This window comes from Ruegeria sp. HKCCE3926 (genome assembly GCF_017872515.1).
In the GTDB taxonomy this organism is placed as follows: Bacteria; Pseudomonadota; Alphaproteobacteria; order Rhodobacterales; family Rhodobacteraceae; genus Ruegeria.
Genome location: NZ_JAEDOU010000010.1, coordinates 102,695 through 120,270, shown reverse-complemented (window position 1 = coordinate 120,270; position 17,576 = coordinate 102,695). Strand labels below are relative to the sequence as shown.

At 60.0% G+C, this 17,576-nt stretch carries 17 protein-coding genes; 9 read left to right on the top strand and 8 right to left on the bottom strand.

Translation table 11 applies throughout. The features are described from left to right. From xsc to I9184_RS19410, 5 genes are all read left to right on the top strand, one after another. Positions 1–1,776: sulfoacetaldehyde acetyltransferase (gene xsc / locus I9184_RS19430; protein ID WP_209835472.1), on the top strand; the 1,776-nt coding region annotated here is incomplete at its 5' end. A gap of 22 nt (positions 1,777–1,798) precedes the next feature. Continuing rightward, on the top strand, positions 1,799–2,806 hold the full coding sequence (gene pta / locus I9184_RS19425; RefSeq protein ID WP_209835471.1) for a phosphate acetyltransferase: 1,008 nt from the start codon (positions 1,799–1,801) through the stop codon (positions 2,804–2,806). Between the two features lie 90 nt (positions 2,807–2,896). Beyond that, positions 2,897–5,716 carry a molybdopterin oxidoreductase family protein gene (locus I9184_RS19420; RefSeq protein ID WP_209835470.1) on the top strand — a complete coding sequence of 940 codons (2,820 nt, stop codon included), beginning with the start codon at positions 2,897–2,899 and terminating at the stop codon, positions 5,714–5,716. Between the two features lie 109 nt (positions 5,717–5,825). Next, the gene (locus I9184_RS19415) at positions 5,826–6,575 is read left to right on the top strand and encodes a 4Fe-4S dicluster domain-containing protein (protein ID WP_171172200.1); all 750 of its coding nucleotides are present in this window, start codon (positions 5,826–5,828) and stop codon (positions 6,573–6,575) included. Next, positions 6,575–7,447, top strand: a complete 873-nt coding sequence (locus I9184_RS19410) for a DmsC/YnfH family molybdoenzyme membrane anchor subunit (RefSeq protein ID WP_209835469.1) — start codon at positions 6,575–6,577, stop codon at positions 7,445–7,447. Before I9184_RS19415 ends, I9184_RS19410 begins: the two co-directional genes overlap by 1 nt. A gap of 134 nt (positions 7,448–7,581) precedes the next feature. Here the strand turns inward: I9184_RS19410 and dapA are convergent, their stop codons facing one another. Continuing rightward, positions 7,582–8,454 carry a 4-hydroxy-tetrahydrodipicolinate synthase gene (dapA, locus tag I9184_RS19405; protein WP_171637693.1) on the bottom strand — a complete coding sequence of 291 codons (873 nt, stop codon included), beginning with the start codon at positions 8,452–8,454 and terminating at the stop codon, positions 7,582–7,584. A 134-nt stretch (positions 8,455–8,588) separates the two neighbouring features. Here dapA and I9184_RS19400 point away from each other — a divergent pair, with 134 nt between their 5' ends. After that, the gene (locus tag I9184_RS19400) at positions 8,589–10,562 is read left to right on the top strand and encodes a lytic transglycosylase domain-containing protein (protein WP_171724940.1); all 1,974 of its coding nucleotides are present in this window, start codon (positions 8,589–8,591) and stop codon (positions 10,560–10,562) included. On the opposite strand, the gene I9184_RS19395 is transcribed toward I9184_RS19400, so the two are convergent. Further along, positions 10,536–11,405 (bottom strand): DMT family transporter, encoded by an 870-nt coding sequence (locus I9184_RS19395; RefSeq protein WP_171637697.1) that lies wholly within the window; start codon positions 11,403–11,405, stop codon positions 10,536–10,538. The genes I9184_RS19400 and I9184_RS19395 overlap by 27 nt on opposite strands. Next, positions 11,402–12,067 carry a tRNA (5-methylaminomethyl-2-thiouridine)(34)-methyltransferase MnmD gene (gene mnmD / locus I9184_RS19390; protein WP_209835468.1) on the bottom strand — a complete coding sequence of 222 codons (666 nt, stop codon included), beginning with the start codon at positions 12,065–12,067 and terminating at the stop codon, positions 11,402–11,404. The genes I9184_RS19395 and mnmD overlap by 4 nt, the downstream gene beginning before the upstream one ends. Before the next feature lie 55 nt (positions 12,068–12,122). Here mnmD and I9184_RS19385 point away from each other — a divergent pair, with 55 nt between their 5' ends. After that, entirely contained in the window at positions 12,123–13,157 is a 1,035-nt protein-coding gene (locus tag I9184_RS19385) for an FAD-dependent oxidoreductase (protein ID WP_209835467.1), read from the top strand. Here I9184_RS19385 and I9184_RS19380 read toward each other — a convergent pair. The 4 genes from I9184_RS19380 to I9184_RS19365 form a co-directional block, all read right to left on the bottom strand. After that, positions 13,149–13,940: an acyl dehydratase gene (locus tag I9184_RS19380; RefSeq protein WP_209835466.1), complete on the bottom strand. Its 792-nt coding sequence runs from the start codon at positions 13,938–13,940 to the stop codon at positions 13,149–13,151. The genes I9184_RS19385 and I9184_RS19380 overlap by 9 nt on opposite strands. 15 nt (positions 13,941–13,955) lie before the next feature. After that, positions 13,956–14,498 (bottom strand): NAD(P)H-dependent oxidoreductase, encoded by a 543-nt coding sequence (locus I9184_RS19375; RefSeq protein WP_171637702.1) that lies wholly within the window; start codon positions 14,496–14,498, stop codon positions 13,956–13,958. 132 nt (positions 14,499–14,630) lie between these two features. Then, the gene (locus I9184_RS19370; RefSeq protein WP_170345626.1) at positions 14,631–15,302 is read right to left on the bottom strand and encodes an OmpA family protein; all 672 of its coding nucleotides are present in this window, start codon (positions 15,300–15,302) and stop codon (positions 14,631–14,633) included. Positions 15,303–15,428: 126 nt separating this feature from the next. After that, positions 15,429–16,121, bottom strand: coding sequence for a YafY family protein (locus I9184_RS19365; RefSeq protein ID WP_209835465.1), 693 nt, complete (start codon positions 16,119–16,121; stop codon positions 15,429–15,431). A 106-nt stretch (positions 16,122–16,227) separates the two neighbouring features. On the opposite strand from I9184_RS19365, the gene I9184_RS19360 reads away from it, so the two are divergent. Next, a complete protein-coding gene (locus I9184_RS19360; protein WP_170345624.1) occupies positions 16,228–16,419 on the top strand; it encodes a hypothetical protein in 192 nt (63 codons plus the stop codon). Between the two features lie 2 nt (positions 16,420–16,421). Here I9184_RS19360 and I9184_RS19355 read toward each other — a convergent pair whose 3' ends face one another. Further along, positions 16,422–17,069: an RluA family pseudouridine synthase gene (locus I9184_RS19355; RefSeq protein ID WP_171637705.1), complete on the bottom strand. Its 648-nt coding sequence runs from the start codon at positions 17,067–17,069 to the stop codon at positions 16,422–16,424. A gap of 96 nt (positions 17,070–17,165) precedes the next feature. On the opposite strand from I9184_RS19355, the gene I9184_RS19350 reads away from it, so the two are divergent. After that, complete coding sequence (locus I9184_RS19350) at positions 17,166–17,576, top strand: nuclear transport factor 2 family protein (RefSeq protein ID WP_209835464.1); 411 nt, start codon at positions 17,166–17,168, stop codon at positions 17,574–17,576.

Below are 17,576 nucleotides of genomic sequence, written 5' to 3'. Positions count from 1 at the left end.
ATGAAAATGACGACGGAAGAGGCCTTTGTTAAGGTTTTGCAGATGCACGGGATTGAGCATGCGTTCGGGATCATTGGATCTGCGATGATGCCGATCTCGGACTTGTTCCCGAAGGCCGGGATCATGTTCTGGGACTGTGCGCATGAAGGCAGCGCGGGGATGATGGCGGATGGCTACACCCGTGCGACCGGCAAGATGTCGATGATGATCGCGCAGAACGGCCCCGGCATCACCAATTTCGTGACTGCCGTGAAAACCGCCTACTGGAACCACACGCCGCTGCTGCTGGTCACTCCGCAGGCGGCGAACAAGACCATCGGTCAGGGCGGTTTCCAGGAAGTTGAGCAGATGAAGCTGTTCGAGGACATGGTCGCCTATCAGGAAGAGGTCCGCGACCCGACCCGCGTCACCGAGGTTCTGAACCGCGTGATCATGAAAGCCAAGCGCGCCAGCGCCCCGGCCCAGATCAACATCCCGCGTGACATGTGGACCCAGGTGGTCGATATCGACCTGCCCGCCATCGTCGAGTTCGAGCGCCCTGCGGGCGGCGAAACCGCCGTGTCGCAGGCGGCCGAGCTGCTGTCGAACGCCAAGAACCCGGTGATCCTGAACGGTGCGGGCGTGGTGCTGTCCAAGGGCGGGATCGAGGCCTCGAAGGCGCTGGCCGAGCGTCTGGATGCGCCGGTCTGCGTGGGCTATCAGCACAACGACGCCTTCCCCGGCAGCCACCCTCTGTTTGCCGGTCCGCTGGGCTACAACGGCTCGAAAGCCGGGATGGAGCTGATCAGCGAGGCGGATGTTGTCCTGTGCCTCGGCACCCGTCTGAACCCGTTCTCGACCCTGCCGGGCTATGGCATCAACTACTGGCCCGCGGATGCGAAGATCATCCAGGTCGACATCAACCCTGACCGTATCGGCCTGACCAAAGCGGTCAGCGTCGGCATCATCGGCGACGCCGCCAAGGTGGCAAAGGGCATTCTGGCCCAGCTGAGCGACACCGCCGGTGACGAAGGCCGCAAAGAGCGCAAAGAGCGCATCGCGCAGAAGAAATCGGCCTGGGCGCAGGAACTGACCTCGATGACCCACGAGGATGACGATCCGGGCACCACCTGGAACCAGCGTGCCCGCGCGGCCAAGCCCGACTGGATGAGCCCCCGCATGGCGTGGCGCGCCATTCAGGCGGCCCTGCCGAAAGAGGCGATCATCAGCTCGGATATCGGCAACAACTGCGCCATCGGCAACGCCTATCCATCGTTTGAAGAGGGCCGCAAATACCTGGCGCCGGGCCTGTTCGGCCCCTGCGGCTATGGCCTGCCGGCCATCGTTGGTGCCAAGATCGGCTGCCCGGATGTGCCGGTCGTGGGCTTTGCCGGTGACGGTGCCTTTGGCATCGCGGTGAACGAACTGACCGCGATCGGCCGCGAGGAATGGCCCGCCGTGACCCAGATCGTGTTCCGCAACTACCAGTGGGGCGCGGAAAAGCGCAACTCGACCCTGTGGTTCGACGACAACTTCGTCGGCACCGAGCTGGACACCAAAGTGTCTTACGCCGGTATCGCGCAGGCCTGTGGCCTGAAGGGTGTCGTGGCCCGCACCCAGGACGAGCTGACTGCAGCGCTGAATCAGGCGATCGAGGATCAGAAGAACGGCATCACCACGCTGATCGAGGCCCTGATCAACCAGGAGCTCGGCGAGCCTTTCCGCCGCGACGCGATGAAAAAACCCGTCGCCGTCGCCGGAATCTCCGCCGACGACATGAAAGCTCAGGAAGCGTAATCAAAGGACGAGGCCACAGCGCATGACAATGACACCAATTGAACTGTTGCGTCAGAGCGCCCCGGCCTCGCGCCCTGTGATTTCTTTATGCGAAGGCAGTGATCCCCGCGTTGTTGCGGGGGCGCTGGCCGCCCAACAAGCCGGACTGGCCGATGTCATTCTGGTCGGTCCACAAGCCGAGGTCGACGCCGCCCTCAAAAACCAGAACGCCACTCGCTCTGACGGCGTCATGGTTCACGACCCGGCAACCTCGGACCTGACCGAAGAGTTTGCTCAAACCTATTTTGAACTGCGCCAACACAAGGGCGTCGATCCGGCCAAGGCCCGAGCCGCCGTTGAAACACCGCCAGTCTATGCCGCCATGCTGGTACGCAGCGGGCGGGCCACTGGAACCGTAGGTGGAGCCGTTCACACGACCGGAGACATTGTACGCGCGGCCATTCAGGTGATCGGCATGGCCCCCGATGCCGGAATGGTATCATCCTTTTTCCTGATGTACCCGCCGGAAGACGCTCAACCCGGAGCGCGGGCGATGCTCTATTCGGACTGCGGCCTGGTCATCGATCCCAGCCCTGACGAGTTGAGCAAAATTGCCGTCGCCTCGGCCAGATCGGCGCGCGCACTGCTGCGGGTTGACCCCAAGATCGCCATGCTCAGCTTTTCGACCAAAGGCAGCGCAAAGCATCCCGATGTCGACAAGGTGATCGAGGCCACTGAAACACTGCGTCAAAGTTCCCCGGATCTCGAGGTCGACGGCGAGCTTCAGTTCGACGCGGCCTTCGTGCCCTCGGTCGGGGATCGCAAATCGCCCGGATCTTCGGTCGCCGGTCAGGCCAACGTGATGATCTTTCCCAATCTCGACGCGGGCAATATCGGCTACAAGATCACGCAACGACTGGGGGGTTACACCGCAATCGGCCCGGTTCTGCAGGGGCTGGCCCGACCCGCCAACGATCTTTCCCGCGGATGCAGCGCCGAAGACGTGACCCAGATGATCGCCGTGACGGCACTGCAAGCTATCAGGAAATAAAACTCAGAACTCGCGTCGTCTTCAGAACGATGTTCTCAAATCGGAAGGAAAGTGAAACAATCCTCCCGACATAACCGACAGGACCCGCCAATGACCCATCAGCAGCCGATCCTTGAAACGTCTCCGAAAGTTTCGGACGAGGTCCGCAAAACCACCTGTTACATGTGCGCCTGCCGCTGCGGCATCAACGTTCACATGAAAGATGGCAAGGTAGCCTATATCGAAGGAAACCGGAACCACCCGGTCAACAAGGGTGTGTTGTGCGCCAAGGGCTCTGCCGGGATCATGCAGGTCAACGCCCCCTCTCGCCTGCGCAAACCGCTGAAGCGTGTCGGCCCACGCGGCTCGGGTGAGTTTCGCGAAATCGAGTGGGACGAGGCGCTCAGCACTGCCGTGGGCTGGCTGAACGAACTGCATGAAACCGCACCGCAGAAGCTGGCTTTCTTCACTGGCCGCGACCAGAGCCAGAGCTTCACCAGTTTCTGGGCCCAGAATTTCGGCACTCCGAACTACGCAGCCCACGGCGGCTTCTGCTCGGTCAATATGGCGGCCGGTGGCATTTACACGATGGGCGGCGCTTTTTGGGAGTTTGGGCAACCCGACTGGGATCACACCAAACTGTTCATGCTGTTCGGCGTCGCCGAGGATCATGACAGCAACCCGATAAAAATGGGGATCGGCAAGATCAAGGCGCGCGGCGCACGGGTGATCGGAGTGAATCCGATCCGGTCGGGCTATAACGCAGTTGCCGATGACTGGGTCGGCATCACACCCGGAACAGACGGGCTGTTCATTTTGTCGCTGATCCACGTCCTGATGAAAGCTGGCAAGATCGATCTGGATTACCTGAGCCGCTATACCAATGCGCCGGTTCTGGTGAACGCAAGCGAGGGTGCGGAAAAGGGCCTGTTCCTGCGCGACGAGGATGGCAAGCCGCTGGTTATTGATCGCAAGACGGGCAAGCCAACCGCATTCGACAAGCCCGGCGTGCGCCCGGACCTGTCGGCGACGTATGACAAGGACGGTGTAACGCACCGTCCCGTTTTCCACTTGATGGCCGAGAAATACCTCAGCAACGAACACGCGCCCGAGGCGGTAGCCGATCGCTGCGGCATTCCCGCCAAACGTATCCGGGCTATTGCCGCCGAAATCGCCAGGGTCGCTTTTGACGAGGCGATCCAACTGAATCAAGAATGGGTTGATTTTCGGGGTGAAAAGCACTCGAAGATGATTGGTCGTCCCGTCAGCTTCCATGCCATGCGGGGCATTTCGGCCCATGCCAACGGATTCCAGACCTGCCGCGCACTGCACGTGCTTCAGATCCTGCTGGGAACAGTCGAGGTGCCGGGCGGTTTCCGCTTCAAGCCACCCTATCCCAAACCGGTCGAAGCACACCCGACGCCTCATGGCGACAGGCGTCCGGGACGCCCGCTGAACGGCCCGCATCTGGGCTTTCCACGTGGTCCCGAAGACCTGCTGCTGGACGACTGCGGCACGCCGCAACGCATCGACAAGGCATTCACCTGGGAAAACCCGATGTCCGCGCACGGGTTGATGCATATGGTGATTTCGAACGCGGCTGCCGGTGATCCCTACAAGATCGACACGCTGTTCATGTATATGGCGAACATGTCGTGGAACTCCTCCATGAACACCAAAGGTGTGATGGAGATGCTGACGGCCAAGGCCGAAGACGGCAATTACATCATCCCGCGCATCATCTACTCCGATGCCTATTCTTCGGAAATGGTGGCCTATGCCGACCTGATCCTGCCCGACACCACCTATCTTGAGCGGCACGACTGTATCTCCCTGCTGGATCGCCCGATCTGCGAGGCCGACGCCGCAGCAGACGCCATTCGCTGGCCGGTGGTCAAACCCGACCGTGACGTGCGTGGTTTCCAGTCGGTTCTGATCGAGCTGGCCAACCGTATGAGCCTGCCGGGTTTCACGAATGAAGACGGCAGCCCAAAGTGGAATGACTACGCAGATTACATTGTCAACCACGAACGACGCCCTGGCATCGGCCCGCTGGCCGGCTTCCGGGGTCCAGACGGCGACAAGGAAGGCCGCGGCGAGGTCAATCCGGATCAGCTGAACCGGTATATCGAAAACGGCGGATTTTATGTGGCGCATATCCCGGAAGGCGCGGATTACTACAAACCGTGGAACACCGCCTATCAGGACTGGGCCGTCGGGATGGGCATCTATGACAGCCCTCAGCCCTATCTGTTCCAACTCTATTCCGAACCGATGCGCCGGTTCCAGCTGGCTGCCGAAGGTCACGGAGACCGCCAGCCGCCCGAGCACCTGCGCCAGCGCATCAAGGACACCATGGATCCGTTGCCGATCTGGTACGAAACCGATCAGCAGGGCAATGAAGGCTTCACCGTCAACGCCCTGACGCAGCGCCCAATGGCCATGTATCACAGTTGGGGCACACAGAACGCATGGCTGCGCCAGTTGCACGGGCAAAACCCGCTGTACGTCCCGACCAAACTGATGCGGGAACACAACCTGCAAGACGGAGACTGGGCAAAAGTCAGCTCCCCCCACGGTGAGATCACCGTGCCGGTGATGGAGATGGCCGCGCTGAACGACAACACGGTCTGGACATGGAACGCCATCGGCAAACGCAAGGGCGCCTGGGCCTTGCAGGACGACGCACCAGAAGCGACCAAAGGTTTCCTGCTCAATCACCTGATTCACGAATTGCTGCCGTCCAAAGATGATGGAATGCGCTGGGCCAATTCGGACCCAATCACTGGTCAGGCGGCATGGTTCGACCTGAAGGTCAAAATCGAAAAAGCCGACGCACCTGCCGATGCGCAAAGCCAGCCGAATTTCGACCCGATCAAATCTCCTGTCGGAACCGGCCCTGAGAACCTGGCCTGGAAGGTGGGCAAATGACCCGGATCCGCACTTCATCTGGCCAAAAATATCCCGGGGGTGAATTGAGCCGCAGGCTCAAGAGGGGGCTGGCCCCCTCACCTGCCCTCCACAGCAGAGGTTCACTGACATGACCCAGCTACCAAACTCCACTGACCGCAAGATGGGCCTGGTCATCGACCTGGACACCTGTGTCGGCTGCCACGCCTGCGTTATTTCCTGCAAAGGCTGGAACACAGAAAATTACGGCGCCCCTCTTTCGGATCAGGACGCCTATGGTGCAAACCCTTCGGGCACCTTTCTCAACCGCGTGCATTCCTACGAAGTGCAACCTGCCGACGGGCATGCCCAGCTGATCCACTTCCCGAAATCCTGCCTGCATTGCGAAGACGCGCCCTGTGTTACCGTTTGCCCCACCGGCGCCAGCTACAAGCGGGTCGAGGATGGCATCGTCCTGGTCAATGAAAGCGATTGCATCGGATGCGGCCTGTGCGCCTGGTCCTGCCCTTACGGTGCGCGGGAACTGGATGTGGCCGAAGGTGTGATGAAGAAATGCACACTTTGCGTGGACCGCATCTACAACGAAAACCTCCCCGAGGTCGACCGTATCCCCTCCTGTGTTCGCACCTGCCCTGCGGGCGCAAGGCACTTTGGTGATCTGGGCGACCCTGACAGCGATGTCAGCCAGCTGGTTGCAGAACGGGGTGGCATGGACCTGATGCCGGAAATGGGAACCAAACCCGTCAACAAATACCTGCCCCCGCGCCCCAAGGACACCGTGGAAGACCAGATCGACATACTGGCCCCCCTGCTGGCCCCCATCGCTGACGAGCCCAAAGGGTTCCTCGGCTGGCTCGACAAGACGTTGGAGAAACTCTGATGCATCCCGCACCCTCCGTCATTCTGTTCACCACCCTGTCCGGTCTGGGATTTGGACTGCTGTTCTTTCTTGGCCTGGGGTTTCCGGCTGTTTCGGGTTGGGTGGCTTTTGTGTTCTTCGCCATTGCCTATGGTCTGGCCGTCGGCGGGCTTTTGGCTTCGACCTTCCACCTGGGCCATCCGGAACGGGCCTTGAAAGCCTTCACTCAATGGAAAACCAGCTGGCTCAGCCGTGAAGGTTGGTGTGCCGTACTCGCGCTGGTCGTCATGGGGCTCTATGCAATTGGCGTGGTGTTTCTGGACCAGCGCTGGGGTTTTCTGGGCTGGATCGGCGCAGGGTTGTCGCTGGCCACAGTGTTCACGACATCGATGATCTACACGCAGCTCAAGACCATCCCACGCTGGAACATGAACCTGACACCTGCCATGTTCCTCAGCTTCAGCCTGGCCGGTGGTGCCTTGCTGGCAGGTCAGACAAGTGCAGCTCTGCCGCTGCTGCTGATCGCGGCGCTGGTGCAGATACTGTACTGGCGCAAAGGGGATCAGGCGTTTGCATCATCGGAAACTGATCTGGGTACAGCCACCGGGCTTGGCGCACGCGGTTCCGTCCGCGCCTTTGAGCCGCCCCATACCGGCACCAATTATCTGCTGCGAGAGTTTGTTCACGTGGTCGGGCGCAAACACGCCGAAAAACTGCGGCTGATCTCGTTCGTTCTGGCATTCGTGCTGCCGGTTCTGCTGTTGTTGTTGCCGTTCAATCACGTCTTCGCCCTGCTGGCCGTGGCCTCGCATCTGGCAGGTGTTGCAACGTCGCGCTGGCTGTTCTTTGCGCAGGCCGAACATGTCGTGGGGCTGTATTACGGCAAACGCTGAGGGGGCTCTGCCCCCGCTGCGGCAAGCCGCGACTCCCCCGGGATATTTTTAGCCAGATGAAGTCTGGATATTTGGAAAAGAAAGGGCGGCGCTCGAGGTTCGAGGCCGCCCTTCGTTGTATTCTGAAATACCAGTCAGATCAGGCCAGCATGGGCCATTGCGGCCTCGATTGCATCCTTGGTGCTGTTTTCCAGCTCGGTCAGGGGTGAGCGGACTTCGGTGCTGCAAAGGCCCAGTTTGCTGAGTGCATATTTGGCACCGACCAGGCCCGGCTCGATGAAGATCGCCTCATGCAGCGGCATCAGTTTGTCCTGATACTCCAGCGCTTTTGCGTAATCCCCTGCCAGTGTCGCCTGCTGGAATTCGGCGCAGAGCCTGGGGGCCACGTTTGCGGTGACCGAAATGCAGCCAACACCGCCGTGTGCGTTGAAGCCAAGTGCGGTGGCGTCTTCGCCGGACAATTGGCAGAAATCTGCGCCGCAAGTTGCACGCTGCTGGCTGACACGGGCCAGATCGCCCGTTGCATCCTTGACCCCGACGATACGGGGAAGCTTGGCCAGTTCACCCATCGTGGCAGGTGTCATGTCAATGACTGAGCGGCCCGGAATGTTGTAGATGATGATCGGGATATCCGCGGCCGCATGCAGCGCCTCGAAATGCGCGATCAGGCCACGCTGAGTCGGTTTGTTGTAATACGGCGTAACGACCAGTGCCGCATCCGCTCCGACTTTTTCCGCGAACTGAACGAAGCGGACAGCTTCGACCGTGTTGTTCGACCCAGCACCGGCAATGACCGGAACGCGGCCCGCAGCGGTTTTGACGACCTCTTCGATCACTGTTTCATGCTCTTCGTGGCTGAGCGTCGGGCTTTCGCCGGTTGTTCCCACAGGCACCAGCCCGGTCGAGCCTTCGGATATCTGCCAGTCCACCAGATGTTTGAGCGTCTTCAGGTCCAACTCGCCGTTGTTGAACGGGGTGACGAGGGCTGGCATCGAGCCTTTGAACATGACACGCTCCTTCAAGGTGCATTTTGCAGTTTTTACGCCGCGGTCCCTCACGTTTCCAGCTTTGTGAGTTGATCCCGGCGACGCACGGTTTATCCTCACAGGCTCTATCCTCGGTTGGTTGGGAAATGCAAGGGATGACACGCTTTCTGGCACTGTTGACTGCTGTGATTCTGTATTCGGTGACTGCGACGCATTCAGCACGGGCAGATGCTGCTGCTGATTTGCGCGCTGGACTTACCGAAATGCGCAAAGGCGACTGGAACGCAGCGTTGCGCGTATCCGGCCAGCGTGGTTCTGTATCGCGCGATATCATTGTCTGGCACTGGCTGCGCGAGGGCTTCGGCAGCTCTGGCGACGTGTTGGTGTTTCTCGAACGTCGCCCGGACTGGCCCGGGCTGGCATGGTTGCGCCGCAAGAGCGAGCCTGTTTTCACCGGTGCCGATCCAGACAGGGTTCTGAAATTCTATGCCGGCATGCCGCCTCAGACGGCAGAGGGCGCGTTGAACTTTGCCGTCGCTCTGAAAGCCAAGGGACGCATCGGAGAAGCGGAGGCCGACATTGTGACCGCTTGGCGCACCATGCCAATGGGTTCGGGTCTGCAAAAAAGCTATCTGGAGAACTTTGCCAAACTTCTGAAGCCGCATCACGCGGCGCGCTTGGACAGAATGCTGTGGGACGGTCATCTTGTAAGCGCCGGGCAGATGTTGCCTTTGGTCGGTTCAGACGAACGCAAACTGGCCGAAGCACGGATAGCATTGCAGAAACGCCAACCCGGTGTGGACACCAAGGTGGCAGCAGTTCCCAAGTCTCTGGCGGATGCGCCCGGGCTGGCCTTCGATCGTTTTGTCTGGCGCGACAAGAAAGAACTGGATGACAGCGCCGTCGATCTGATGCTGGCACGCTCGACCGGGCCTGACGCCCTGGGTGAGCCTGACAAATGGGCCGAGGGACGGCGCCGTCTTGCACGGCTTGAGATGCGATCGGGCCGTGCGGCGCGCGCATATGACGTGGCCGCCAATCATCACATGACGCCCGAAATGGGTTACGGCTATGCCGATCTTGAATGGCTGGCCGGTTTTCTGGCGCTTCGCAAACTGAATGATCCTGCCACCGCCATTCGCCACTTCCAGAACTTTTCGGACGCCGTGAAATCTCCGATCTCGAAAGGCCGTGGTGGCTATTGGCTTGGGCGCGCTTACGCGGCATTGGGTGACGCGGACAAGGCGTATGACGCCTATGCGATGGGGGCCGACTACCAGACCTCATTCTACGGTCTGTTAGCCGCAGAACGGATCGGACGACCGTTTGATGCAGAACTGGCCAATCCGCGGCGCGCGCCGCATTGGCGGCAGGCGGAATTTGCCGATTCCAGCGTTTTGGAGGCCGGATTGCTGTTGCTGAAAGCCGGAGAAGCAAACCTGTCCGAACGGTTCCTGACCCATCTGGTCGAAAGCCTTGATCCAGTACAGGCCAATCAATTGGGCGATCTGGTGATCGAACTGAAACAGCCGCATCTGGCCGTGATGATCGCCAAACGGGCGGCAACTACGGGAACCGTTCTGCCCGCAGCCTATTACCCGGTCCATCCCGTTGCAGATATGCGATTGCCGATGGCCAAGGAAATGACATTGGCCATCGCGCGCCGTGAAAGCGAGTTCGACCCGGTCGTCGTCAGCGGTGCGGGTGCACGCGGCCTGATGCAGGTAATGCCCGCCACGGCCAAGCTGGTCGCGGGCGAGCTGGGCATTCTCAGCGGCCATCAGACGGGACGATTGACCACGGACTGGCAATACAACGCAAAGCTTGGGGCCAACTATCTTTCTGGTCTGGCGGCCGATTTCAACGGCAACGTTGTGATGATGGCGGCGGGGTACAATGCGGGGCCACGGCGCCCGATCTCGTGGATGGAACGCTATGGTGATCCGCGCACAGGCGAGGTCGATATCGTCGACTGGATCGAGACGATCCCGTTCAACGAAACGCGAAACTACGTGATGCGCGTGACCGAAAGCCTGCCGGTCTACCGTGCCCGCCTGGGGCAACCCGCCCTTCCGGTTCCTTTCTCGCAGGAGCTGATCGGATCATCTCTGGCGGCGTTCGCGCCATAAGGTGAACAAACCTGCGGCCACGACGATGGTTGCGCCCGCCACGACTTCGGGGCGCAACGTTTCGCCAAAGATCGAAATACCCAGGATCGCGCTCCAGACCAGGTGAAAATATGCAAAGGGTTGAACCGCACTGGCTTCGGCCATCTCATAGCACTTGATCAACAGCCAGTGCCCGAACACCCCACTGACACAAAGCAGCGCCATCCAGAGCCAGTCGCCGCGCGCCATCGGCTCCCAGAACCACATGCCAAACACGGTCATCGCCACGGCACCGGCGACACCGGTCCAGAAAAAGCTGGTCGCCGCGCTGTCCTGACGGGCGACATATCGCGTCAAAAGTCCATAGATCGCAAACAGCAAAGCGGAAATCAAAGGTATGACAGCCCATGGGTTAAAGACCCCGGCGCCCGGTTGCAGGATGATCAGAACGCCGATGCAGCCGACACCGATCGCGGCCCATCGCCGCCATCCGACCTTTTCGCCCAGCACCGGCCCGCTCAGCGCGGCGACAAGCAAAGGATAGCAGATGAAGACGGCCATACTGTCGATCAGGCCAAGGACCGTAAAGCCGAACACCGCAATGCAGATCTCGGCCGCCAGCAACAAGCCCCGCACGATCTGCAAACCCAACTGACTTGTCTTTGTGGCCGCCTTCAGCCCACCGGGGGCCCGGGCGGCCAGAGCGATGACAAAAGCCGCAAAGAACCAATAGCGGATCATGACCACCATGTAGGTGTTGTAGGTTCCGGCCAGATGGCGCGAGATACCGTCCTGCAAGGCAAAGACAATTGTCGCGCCCACCATCAAAGCGATGCCCGCACCGACATTGTTCGTCTGGGTCATGCTTTGTGTGCCCGTGTCATGTGCCGCTTGCGACCATAGCCGGGTGTGCGGGTTACGTTGAAACCGGCACTTTCAAGCCCCCGGCGCACAAAACCCGCGGCCGTATACGTGGCAGCTGTACCGCCTTTGACAGTGTGGCTTGCCACGTCCTGCATCAGGTCCGCGCCCCACAATTCAGGGTTCTTGGCTGGTGAAAACCCGTCGAGAAACCAGGCATCTGCCACACCGTCCCAGTTCGGCAATGTCTTGCGTGCATCGCCGATCACCACCTCAAACCGAAGCGAATCCAACATACACGTGCGCCCTGTCCAATGCGCCAGAAACCGGCTGCTCCACGGATGCAATTCGGGAAAGGCCGCAAGCGCGCGCTGCATGTCGTCCGGTGCCATAGGAAAGGCTTCGAAACTGGTAAAGCGCAATGGCCCTTTCTGGCCGGATGCCTCCCATTCCGACCAGGCGGTCAGCAGGTTAAGGCCGGTGCCAAAACCCAACTCGGCAATGTGAAACCCCGGCGCAAATCGCGCAGGCAAATCATTTCCCGCCAGAAATACATGGCGCGTCTCTTCCAGCCCGTTCTGTAACGAGTAATATGGGTCGTCGAAGCGATCCGAGACCGGTATCTGATCTTCGGTCCACGTCAATTCGGCGCGCTGGTCTGCCATTGGGGAATCCTGTAGCTAAGCGGCGCGACACTGAACAAGGAAAAGGGAATTGGCAATGGTCGATGTGACGGTTCGCGGCGCAGGAATTTTCGGCCTGTCCATCGCCTGGATTTGTGCGCGCCGCGGCGCGAAAGTGCAGGTTGTCGATCCGTCCGGTCCCGGCGCCGGGTCCAGCGGAGGTCTGGTCGGCGCATTGGCCCCGCATGTGCCGGAAAACTGGAACGCCAAGAAAGCATTTCAGTTCGACAGTCTGATCATGGCTGAACCGTTCTGGCGACAGATCGAAGACACCGGCGGGGTTTCACCCGGCTATGGCCGGCTGGGCCGCCTTCAGCCGATCCCGGACGCGCGTGGTCTGGAACTGGCCCGCCAGCGCGAAGGCACAGCAGATGAGCTTTGGCAAGGTCGGGCGGAATGGCGTGTCATCACCGCGACCCAAGCGGGTTCATGGTGCCCACCCAGCCCCACAGGCTTTGTCATTCGCGATACGCTGACGGCACGAATGCACCCCCGGCGGGCCTGTGCCGCGCTGGTCGCAGCACTGGAGGTCATGGGCGTTCACATTGTCAGTGAAGCCGAGGACAAGGGGCAGATCATCCACGCCACGGGCCTTGCAGGATTGCAGGAACTGAACGACGCCTACGGCAAGACCGTCGGAAATGGAGTCAAAGGGCAGGCCGCCCTGTTGCGCTTCGACGCAGGGGACGTGCCGCAACTATTCGCCGACGCGATTCACATTGTGCCGCATGCAGACGGAACACTTGCGATCGGATCGACCTCGGAACGGGATTATGAGGACCCGACCAGCACGGACGAAGCTCTGGACGACGTGATAGACCGCGCCACGCGCGTCCTGCCCCTGTTGCACGGGGCCGAGGTGATCGAACGCTGGGCCGGTGTGCGCCCGCGCAGCAAAAGCCGAGCGCCGATGTTGGGCGCCCATCCCCTGCATCAAGGGCAGTACATCGCCAATGGCGGGTTCAAAATCGGTTTCGGCATGGCCCCCAAAATCGCCGAGGTCATGGCCGATCTTATGCTGGAAGATCGGGATACGATCCCTGATGAGTTCCGGCCCGAAGCCTCATTGTGACTGCGCGACGGCTTGCATGCATTGCCGCCCGTCAGGGCCGCGCACCCACATGTTTGCACCCCTCCGACACAACTGGGCAGTTTCGAAATGCATCAATGGTGAAGTCGCGCGGAACGAAAACGAGGCGAGCGGACCGATCAGGTCAACCGCGAAAAGCATCAGAAGCTGCGCCAGAAGCGGCCCGTGCACGACCAGCCCGCCATATCCTTCCACATCGCGCGCATAGTCCAGATCATAGTGAATACGGTGGCCATTGAAGGTCAGGGCCGAGTATCGAAACAACAACGTTGAATCGAACCCGACTTCGCGGCAATCGGTCTCATCGGTGCGCGCTGTGGGCGGTTGGGGCATTTCAGCATCCGGCGCAGGATCTTCGCGATATACAAGATCCTGCCACTCTGTCATGCGCAACTGACCGTTCTGCCAGATCTCGTGCCGCAACGTGACAAAGCCCAACGGGCCGGACCGCCCCACCTTGGCGTTTTGACTTTCAAGAACCGATTTCTTTTCGGCGGTGATCCCTGCGATCAATGGCGCATGAAAGGTCAACCGCCCGCCGGCCCACATTCTGCGCGGCAACCCCATATCCGGGATCAAGCCCCCAACCTTGGGATGCCCATCCCGACCCAATGCGGCGGCCGGTTGAGGGGCCCAGAAATAAAGCTGATGGAAGAAGGGCGGCAATTCCGAACCACTGGCGATCGTTGGCACACCACCCAGCGCGACCTGAAATGCGGCCGCGCGGGCCGGATCCAAGAGATCGGTCTGTCGCTCTTGCGTCATTTGCCTGACCCGCGATCAGAAACCGGCCTCGGCCCGGAGTTTCTGCATCAAGTCATGCAAAGACTTTTCGTACCGGTCCGAACGCAGCTTTCCCTGATCGTCGAATTCGTTCGAACTGTTCGCCAGATGGATTTCGGGCCCTTGCAGGATGCGCGGCTGAAATGGAACCATACAGGCCCGCAGGATCATCTGCGCCCGTTCCCCGCCTGCACGACCAGCGGCCGCCGACATTACCGCAACCGGTTTGTCGGCCCATGGATTGCCTTGCGTTCGGCTGACCCAGTCCAGCGCGTTTTTCAGAACGCCTGATGGACCCTTGTTGTACTCTGGTGTCGAAATGATCACCGCATCGGCCTGTGCGATCTGATTGGCCAGCGTATGAACCGCCTGGGGAATCCCTTCTTTGTCTTCCAGATCACCGTCGTAGAGGGGCAGGTTCAAATCCGCTTCGACAAAGCTTGCCGGATCGAACAACCGTGCCGCCTCGCGCAGAAGCTTACGGTTGGTCGCGTTCTGGCGCAGGGACCCGGACAGGCCAAGAAGGGTCGGTTGGGACATCGGGAAAGCTCCGTTTCTGTGTTTGGCGCAAGTTAGACCGAGATCACCCCGATCCAAACCCCATTTGACGCACAGTCATTGCGCAAACCGAGCCGCCCATTGGGCGGCCCCGCTGTTCACGCCGCGCAGTGGTTACGCGTTCCCGCTGGGCACCACGACAATCTCGACACGCCGGTTTTGCGATTTTCCTTCCGGCGTTAGGTTGGACGCGACAGGGTTGTTTTCGCCCTGCCCGATCGTGCGAATACGGTTGTAGCTGACACCGTTGGCCTGAAGGATATCGGCCACGGCATTCGCGCGGCGCTCTGACAGGCCCTGATTGTAGGTTGCGTCGCCGTCGCTGTCAGTGTGCCCGATGATCTGCACGTTCGAATTCGGGTAGTTGACCAGATTCTGGCCCACTTTCACCAGATCAGACCGCAACGCCGGGCGCACAGTCGAACTGTCGGTGTCAAAGGTGATGTCATTCGGGACCGTCACAATCAGGCGATCGCCTGCGTTGACGATTGTAATTCCGTCATTTGCCAGTTGTTGGCGCAGCTCCGCAGCCTGCTTGTCCAGTTGATTGCCGATCACGCCGCCCCCGGCAGCACCGATTGCAGCACCGGCCAACGCGCCCAGACCGGGGTTCGAATTATTGGCAATCGCCCCGATTCCAGCGCCGACCAGCCCACCCAGAACGGCGCCCTGTTTGGCGTTCTGGTTCGGGTCGTTTTGTACTGTCAGCGTGCCCGGGTCGGTACAGGCCGCCAACACAAGGGCTGAACACAAACCTGTGGCCACGAAAAACTTGGAAATCGTCATGATATCACCTTCTGCTCCAGCACCCGTTATTCGGGCGTGCTTCGTTTTCCTCAGTATATCACTGTGCAGGCTTGGCGGCTCAAGCTACAATGCGGTGAAGTCGGCGAATACCCGCCAAACACGTATTCAAACCGCTTCAACGAACGTTTCTGCATTCTGCTGTTCCTGCCAGAGCTCGCGCAATGACCTGCTTTGTCCTGAAAAGCTATCTTCGGTGCATTCACTGGACCAGATACGGTCGGTGCGGAAATGGCGAAACCCGTTGCGCAATTCGCACCAGCCTGCCAACATCGTGCATTCGATGTGATAGATCAGCGCCACAGGGCGCACGACCCGAACCGTGCGTTCGCCTTCGCTATCTTCATAGGTGATACGGATTTTCCGCTCTGCCCTGATGGCTTCGCGGTAATGCGCGATCGAAACGCAACCCTTGTTTGGATCATCCGCCGGGGCACCCCATGGGGCAACCTGCAACCAATCCGCTGGGCAATGCAATGCGTCGATCTTCTGGCATATCCGGCTGGCGGCCCTTTGAAGGTGACTGTCGCCGGTACGCGCAAGAAGAGACAGGCCAACCCACAAGGCCTCAACTTCTTCTGCATCGAAATTGAGCGGCGGCAGATCATAGCCGCGCCGCATCACGTACCCGATACCGGCCTCACCTTCGATGGGCGTCCGTTGCGCCTGCAACTCGGCAATATCCCGATAAACCGTGCGCACGGACACCTCCAACCTTGCGGCCAGGGCCTCTGCCGTGACCGGAGCGCCCGCAGCCCGCAGGGTCTGGATGATTTCAAACAATCGGGTCGAACGGCGCATTGCATCCTCCTGTCACCATGGTGACACCCTAGCACACCCCACTGACAAGAGGGTGTCAGGAGTGATGGGCCAGATTGAATTGGCATCGAAAGAAGGAGCACGAAAAATGCCATACCTCGACACCCATGTCATGATGACACTCAGGCTGGGGCAATGGTCTCAGGACCATACCCTGCGCGCCTTCGAGATCGAGCGCGAAATCGCCATGGCCCGGCAGTGCAAGCAGCCCGTATCAAAGAAACGATCCAGACGATTTTCGCTGGGAAATCTAAAGATGCTCTGGACCAGCACGGCCTGAGATCAGAACTCGGGCCGGGCCCGAAACTTCATCGAAACCCCACCTTCCGGGTGTTTCAGACGCAGTTCTTCCGAATGCAGCATCAATCTGGGGAAGTCCAGCGCATCGCCCGTCGCATAGAATGGATCGCCCAGGATCGAGTGGCCCAGCGCCTGCATATGGACGCGAAGTTGATGAGACCGGCCCGTTTTGGGAAACAGACGCACACGCGTCGTATCGCCTTCGGTCTTCACGACACGCCAGTCCGTCACGGCAGGTTTGCCCGTCGCGTGGCAAACCATCTGTCTGGGTCGGTTGGGCCAGTCCACGATCAGAGGCAAGTCCACGGTGCCGGTCTTGGGTTCCAGCTGCCCCCAGACTCGGGCGATATAGGTTTTGCGGGTCTGACGCTGCTCGAATTGCATGCTCAGGTTGCGCTGTGCGTGCGGCGTTTGGGCAAAGACCATGACACCGGACGTGTCACGGTCCAGCCGGTGCACCAGCAGTGCTTGTGGAAATGCATCCTGCACCCGGGTCAACAGACAATCTGAAAGATGCGCGCCCCGCCCCGGAACCGAAAGCAGGCCCGAAGGTTTGTTCACCACGATCAGCTGTGCATCTTCATGCAACACATCCAGCGGGGTTTGAGGGGGATCATAGGTGTCGCTCATGCAGGGTGCCTATCCCAGCTCGTGACCTCCCGCAACGTCGTCCTTGCATGCCCGCCGATGTTCGGTGACCTTCTCTTCAAAAGCGGAGGAGATGCCATGCACCCGACAATTGAACGCATGCAAGAGGTTGTCGCAAAAGGCGATGAGGCCTTGATCCATCAGCTCCTGGCCGAAGATGTGCAGTTCCTGCCGCCCACATACTACAGCACCTGGACAGGGCGCGCTCCGGTCTCTGCCGTTCTGGGGCATGTCGGGCAGGTGTTTTCAGATTTTCGTTATCGGCGCGTCATGGGCGACGGGAAAGACTGGGCATTGGAGTTTCAATGCAAAGTCGGTGATTTGGATGGTATCGGCGTGGATCTTGTTACGTTGAATGACGACGGGTTGATCCAGGTTTTCGAGGTCGTCATGCGCCCCCACAAAACGGTAGGTGCCTTGCGCGATGCCATGATGGCGCGGGTCATGACAGACGCTCGTTTTCTGGAATTCAAAAACGCGCTGAGCTGA

Coding starts and splice junctions, on each gene's coding strand:
- I9184_RS19365 (WP_209835465.1), bottom strand. CDS start 16,121: ATGCGCCGTTCGACCCGATTGTTTGAAATCATCCAGACCCTGCGGGCT.
- I9184_RS19355 (WP_171637705.1), bottom strand. CDS start 17,069: ATGAGCGACACCTATGATCCCCCTCAAACCCCGCTGGATGTGTTGCAT.
- I9184_RS19395 (WP_171637697.1), bottom strand. CDS start 11,405: ATGACCCAGACGAACAATGTCGGTGCGGGCATCGCTTTGATGGTGGGC.
- I9184_RS19350 (WP_209835464.1), top strand. CDS start 17,166: ATGCACCCGACAATTGAACGCATGCAAGAGGTTGTCGCAAAAGGCGAT.
- dapA (WP_171637693.1), bottom strand. CDS start 8,454: ATGTTCAAAGGCTCGATGCCAGCCCTCGTCACCCCGTTCAACAACGGC.
- I9184_RS19410 (WP_209835469.1), top strand. CDS start 6,575: ATGCATCCCGCACCCTCCGTCATTCTGTTCACCACCCTGTCCGGTCTG.
- I9184_RS19420 (WP_209835470.1), top strand. CDS start 2,897: ATGACCCATCAGCAGCCGATCCTTGAAACGTCTCCGAAAGTTTCGGAC.
- I9184_RS19360 (WP_170345624.1), top strand. CDS start 16,228: ATGCCATACCTCGACACCCATGTCATGATGACACTCAGGCTGGGGCAA.
- mnmD (WP_209835468.1), bottom strand. CDS start 12,067: ATGGCAGACCAGCGCGCCGAATTGACGTGGACCGAAGATCAGATACCG.
- I9184_RS19400 (WP_171724940.1), top strand. CDS start 8,589: ATGACACGCTTTCTGGCACTGTTGACTGCTGTGATTCTGTATTCGGTG.
- I9184_RS19380 (WP_209835466.1), bottom strand. CDS start 13,940: ATGACGCAAGAGCGACAGACCGATCTCTTGGATCCGGCCCGCGCGGCC.
- I9184_RS19415 (WP_171172200.1), top strand. CDS start 5,826: ATGACCCAGCTACCAAACTCCACTGACCGCAAGATGGGCCTGGTCATC.
- I9184_RS19385 (WP_209835467.1), top strand. CDS start 12,123: ATGGTCGATGTGACGGTTCGCGGCGCAGGAATTTTCGGCCTGTCCATC.
- I9184_RS19370 (WP_170345626.1), bottom strand. CDS start 15,302: ATGACGATTTCCAAGTTTTTCGTGGCCACAGGTTTGTGTTCAGCCCTT.
- pta (WP_209835471.1), top strand. CDS start 1,799: ATGACAATGACACCAATTGAACTGTTGCGTCAGAGCGCCCCGGCCTCG.
- I9184_RS19375 (WP_171637702.1), bottom strand. CDS start 14,498: ATGTCCCAACCGACCCTTCTTGGCCTGTCCGGGTCCCTGCGCCAGAAC.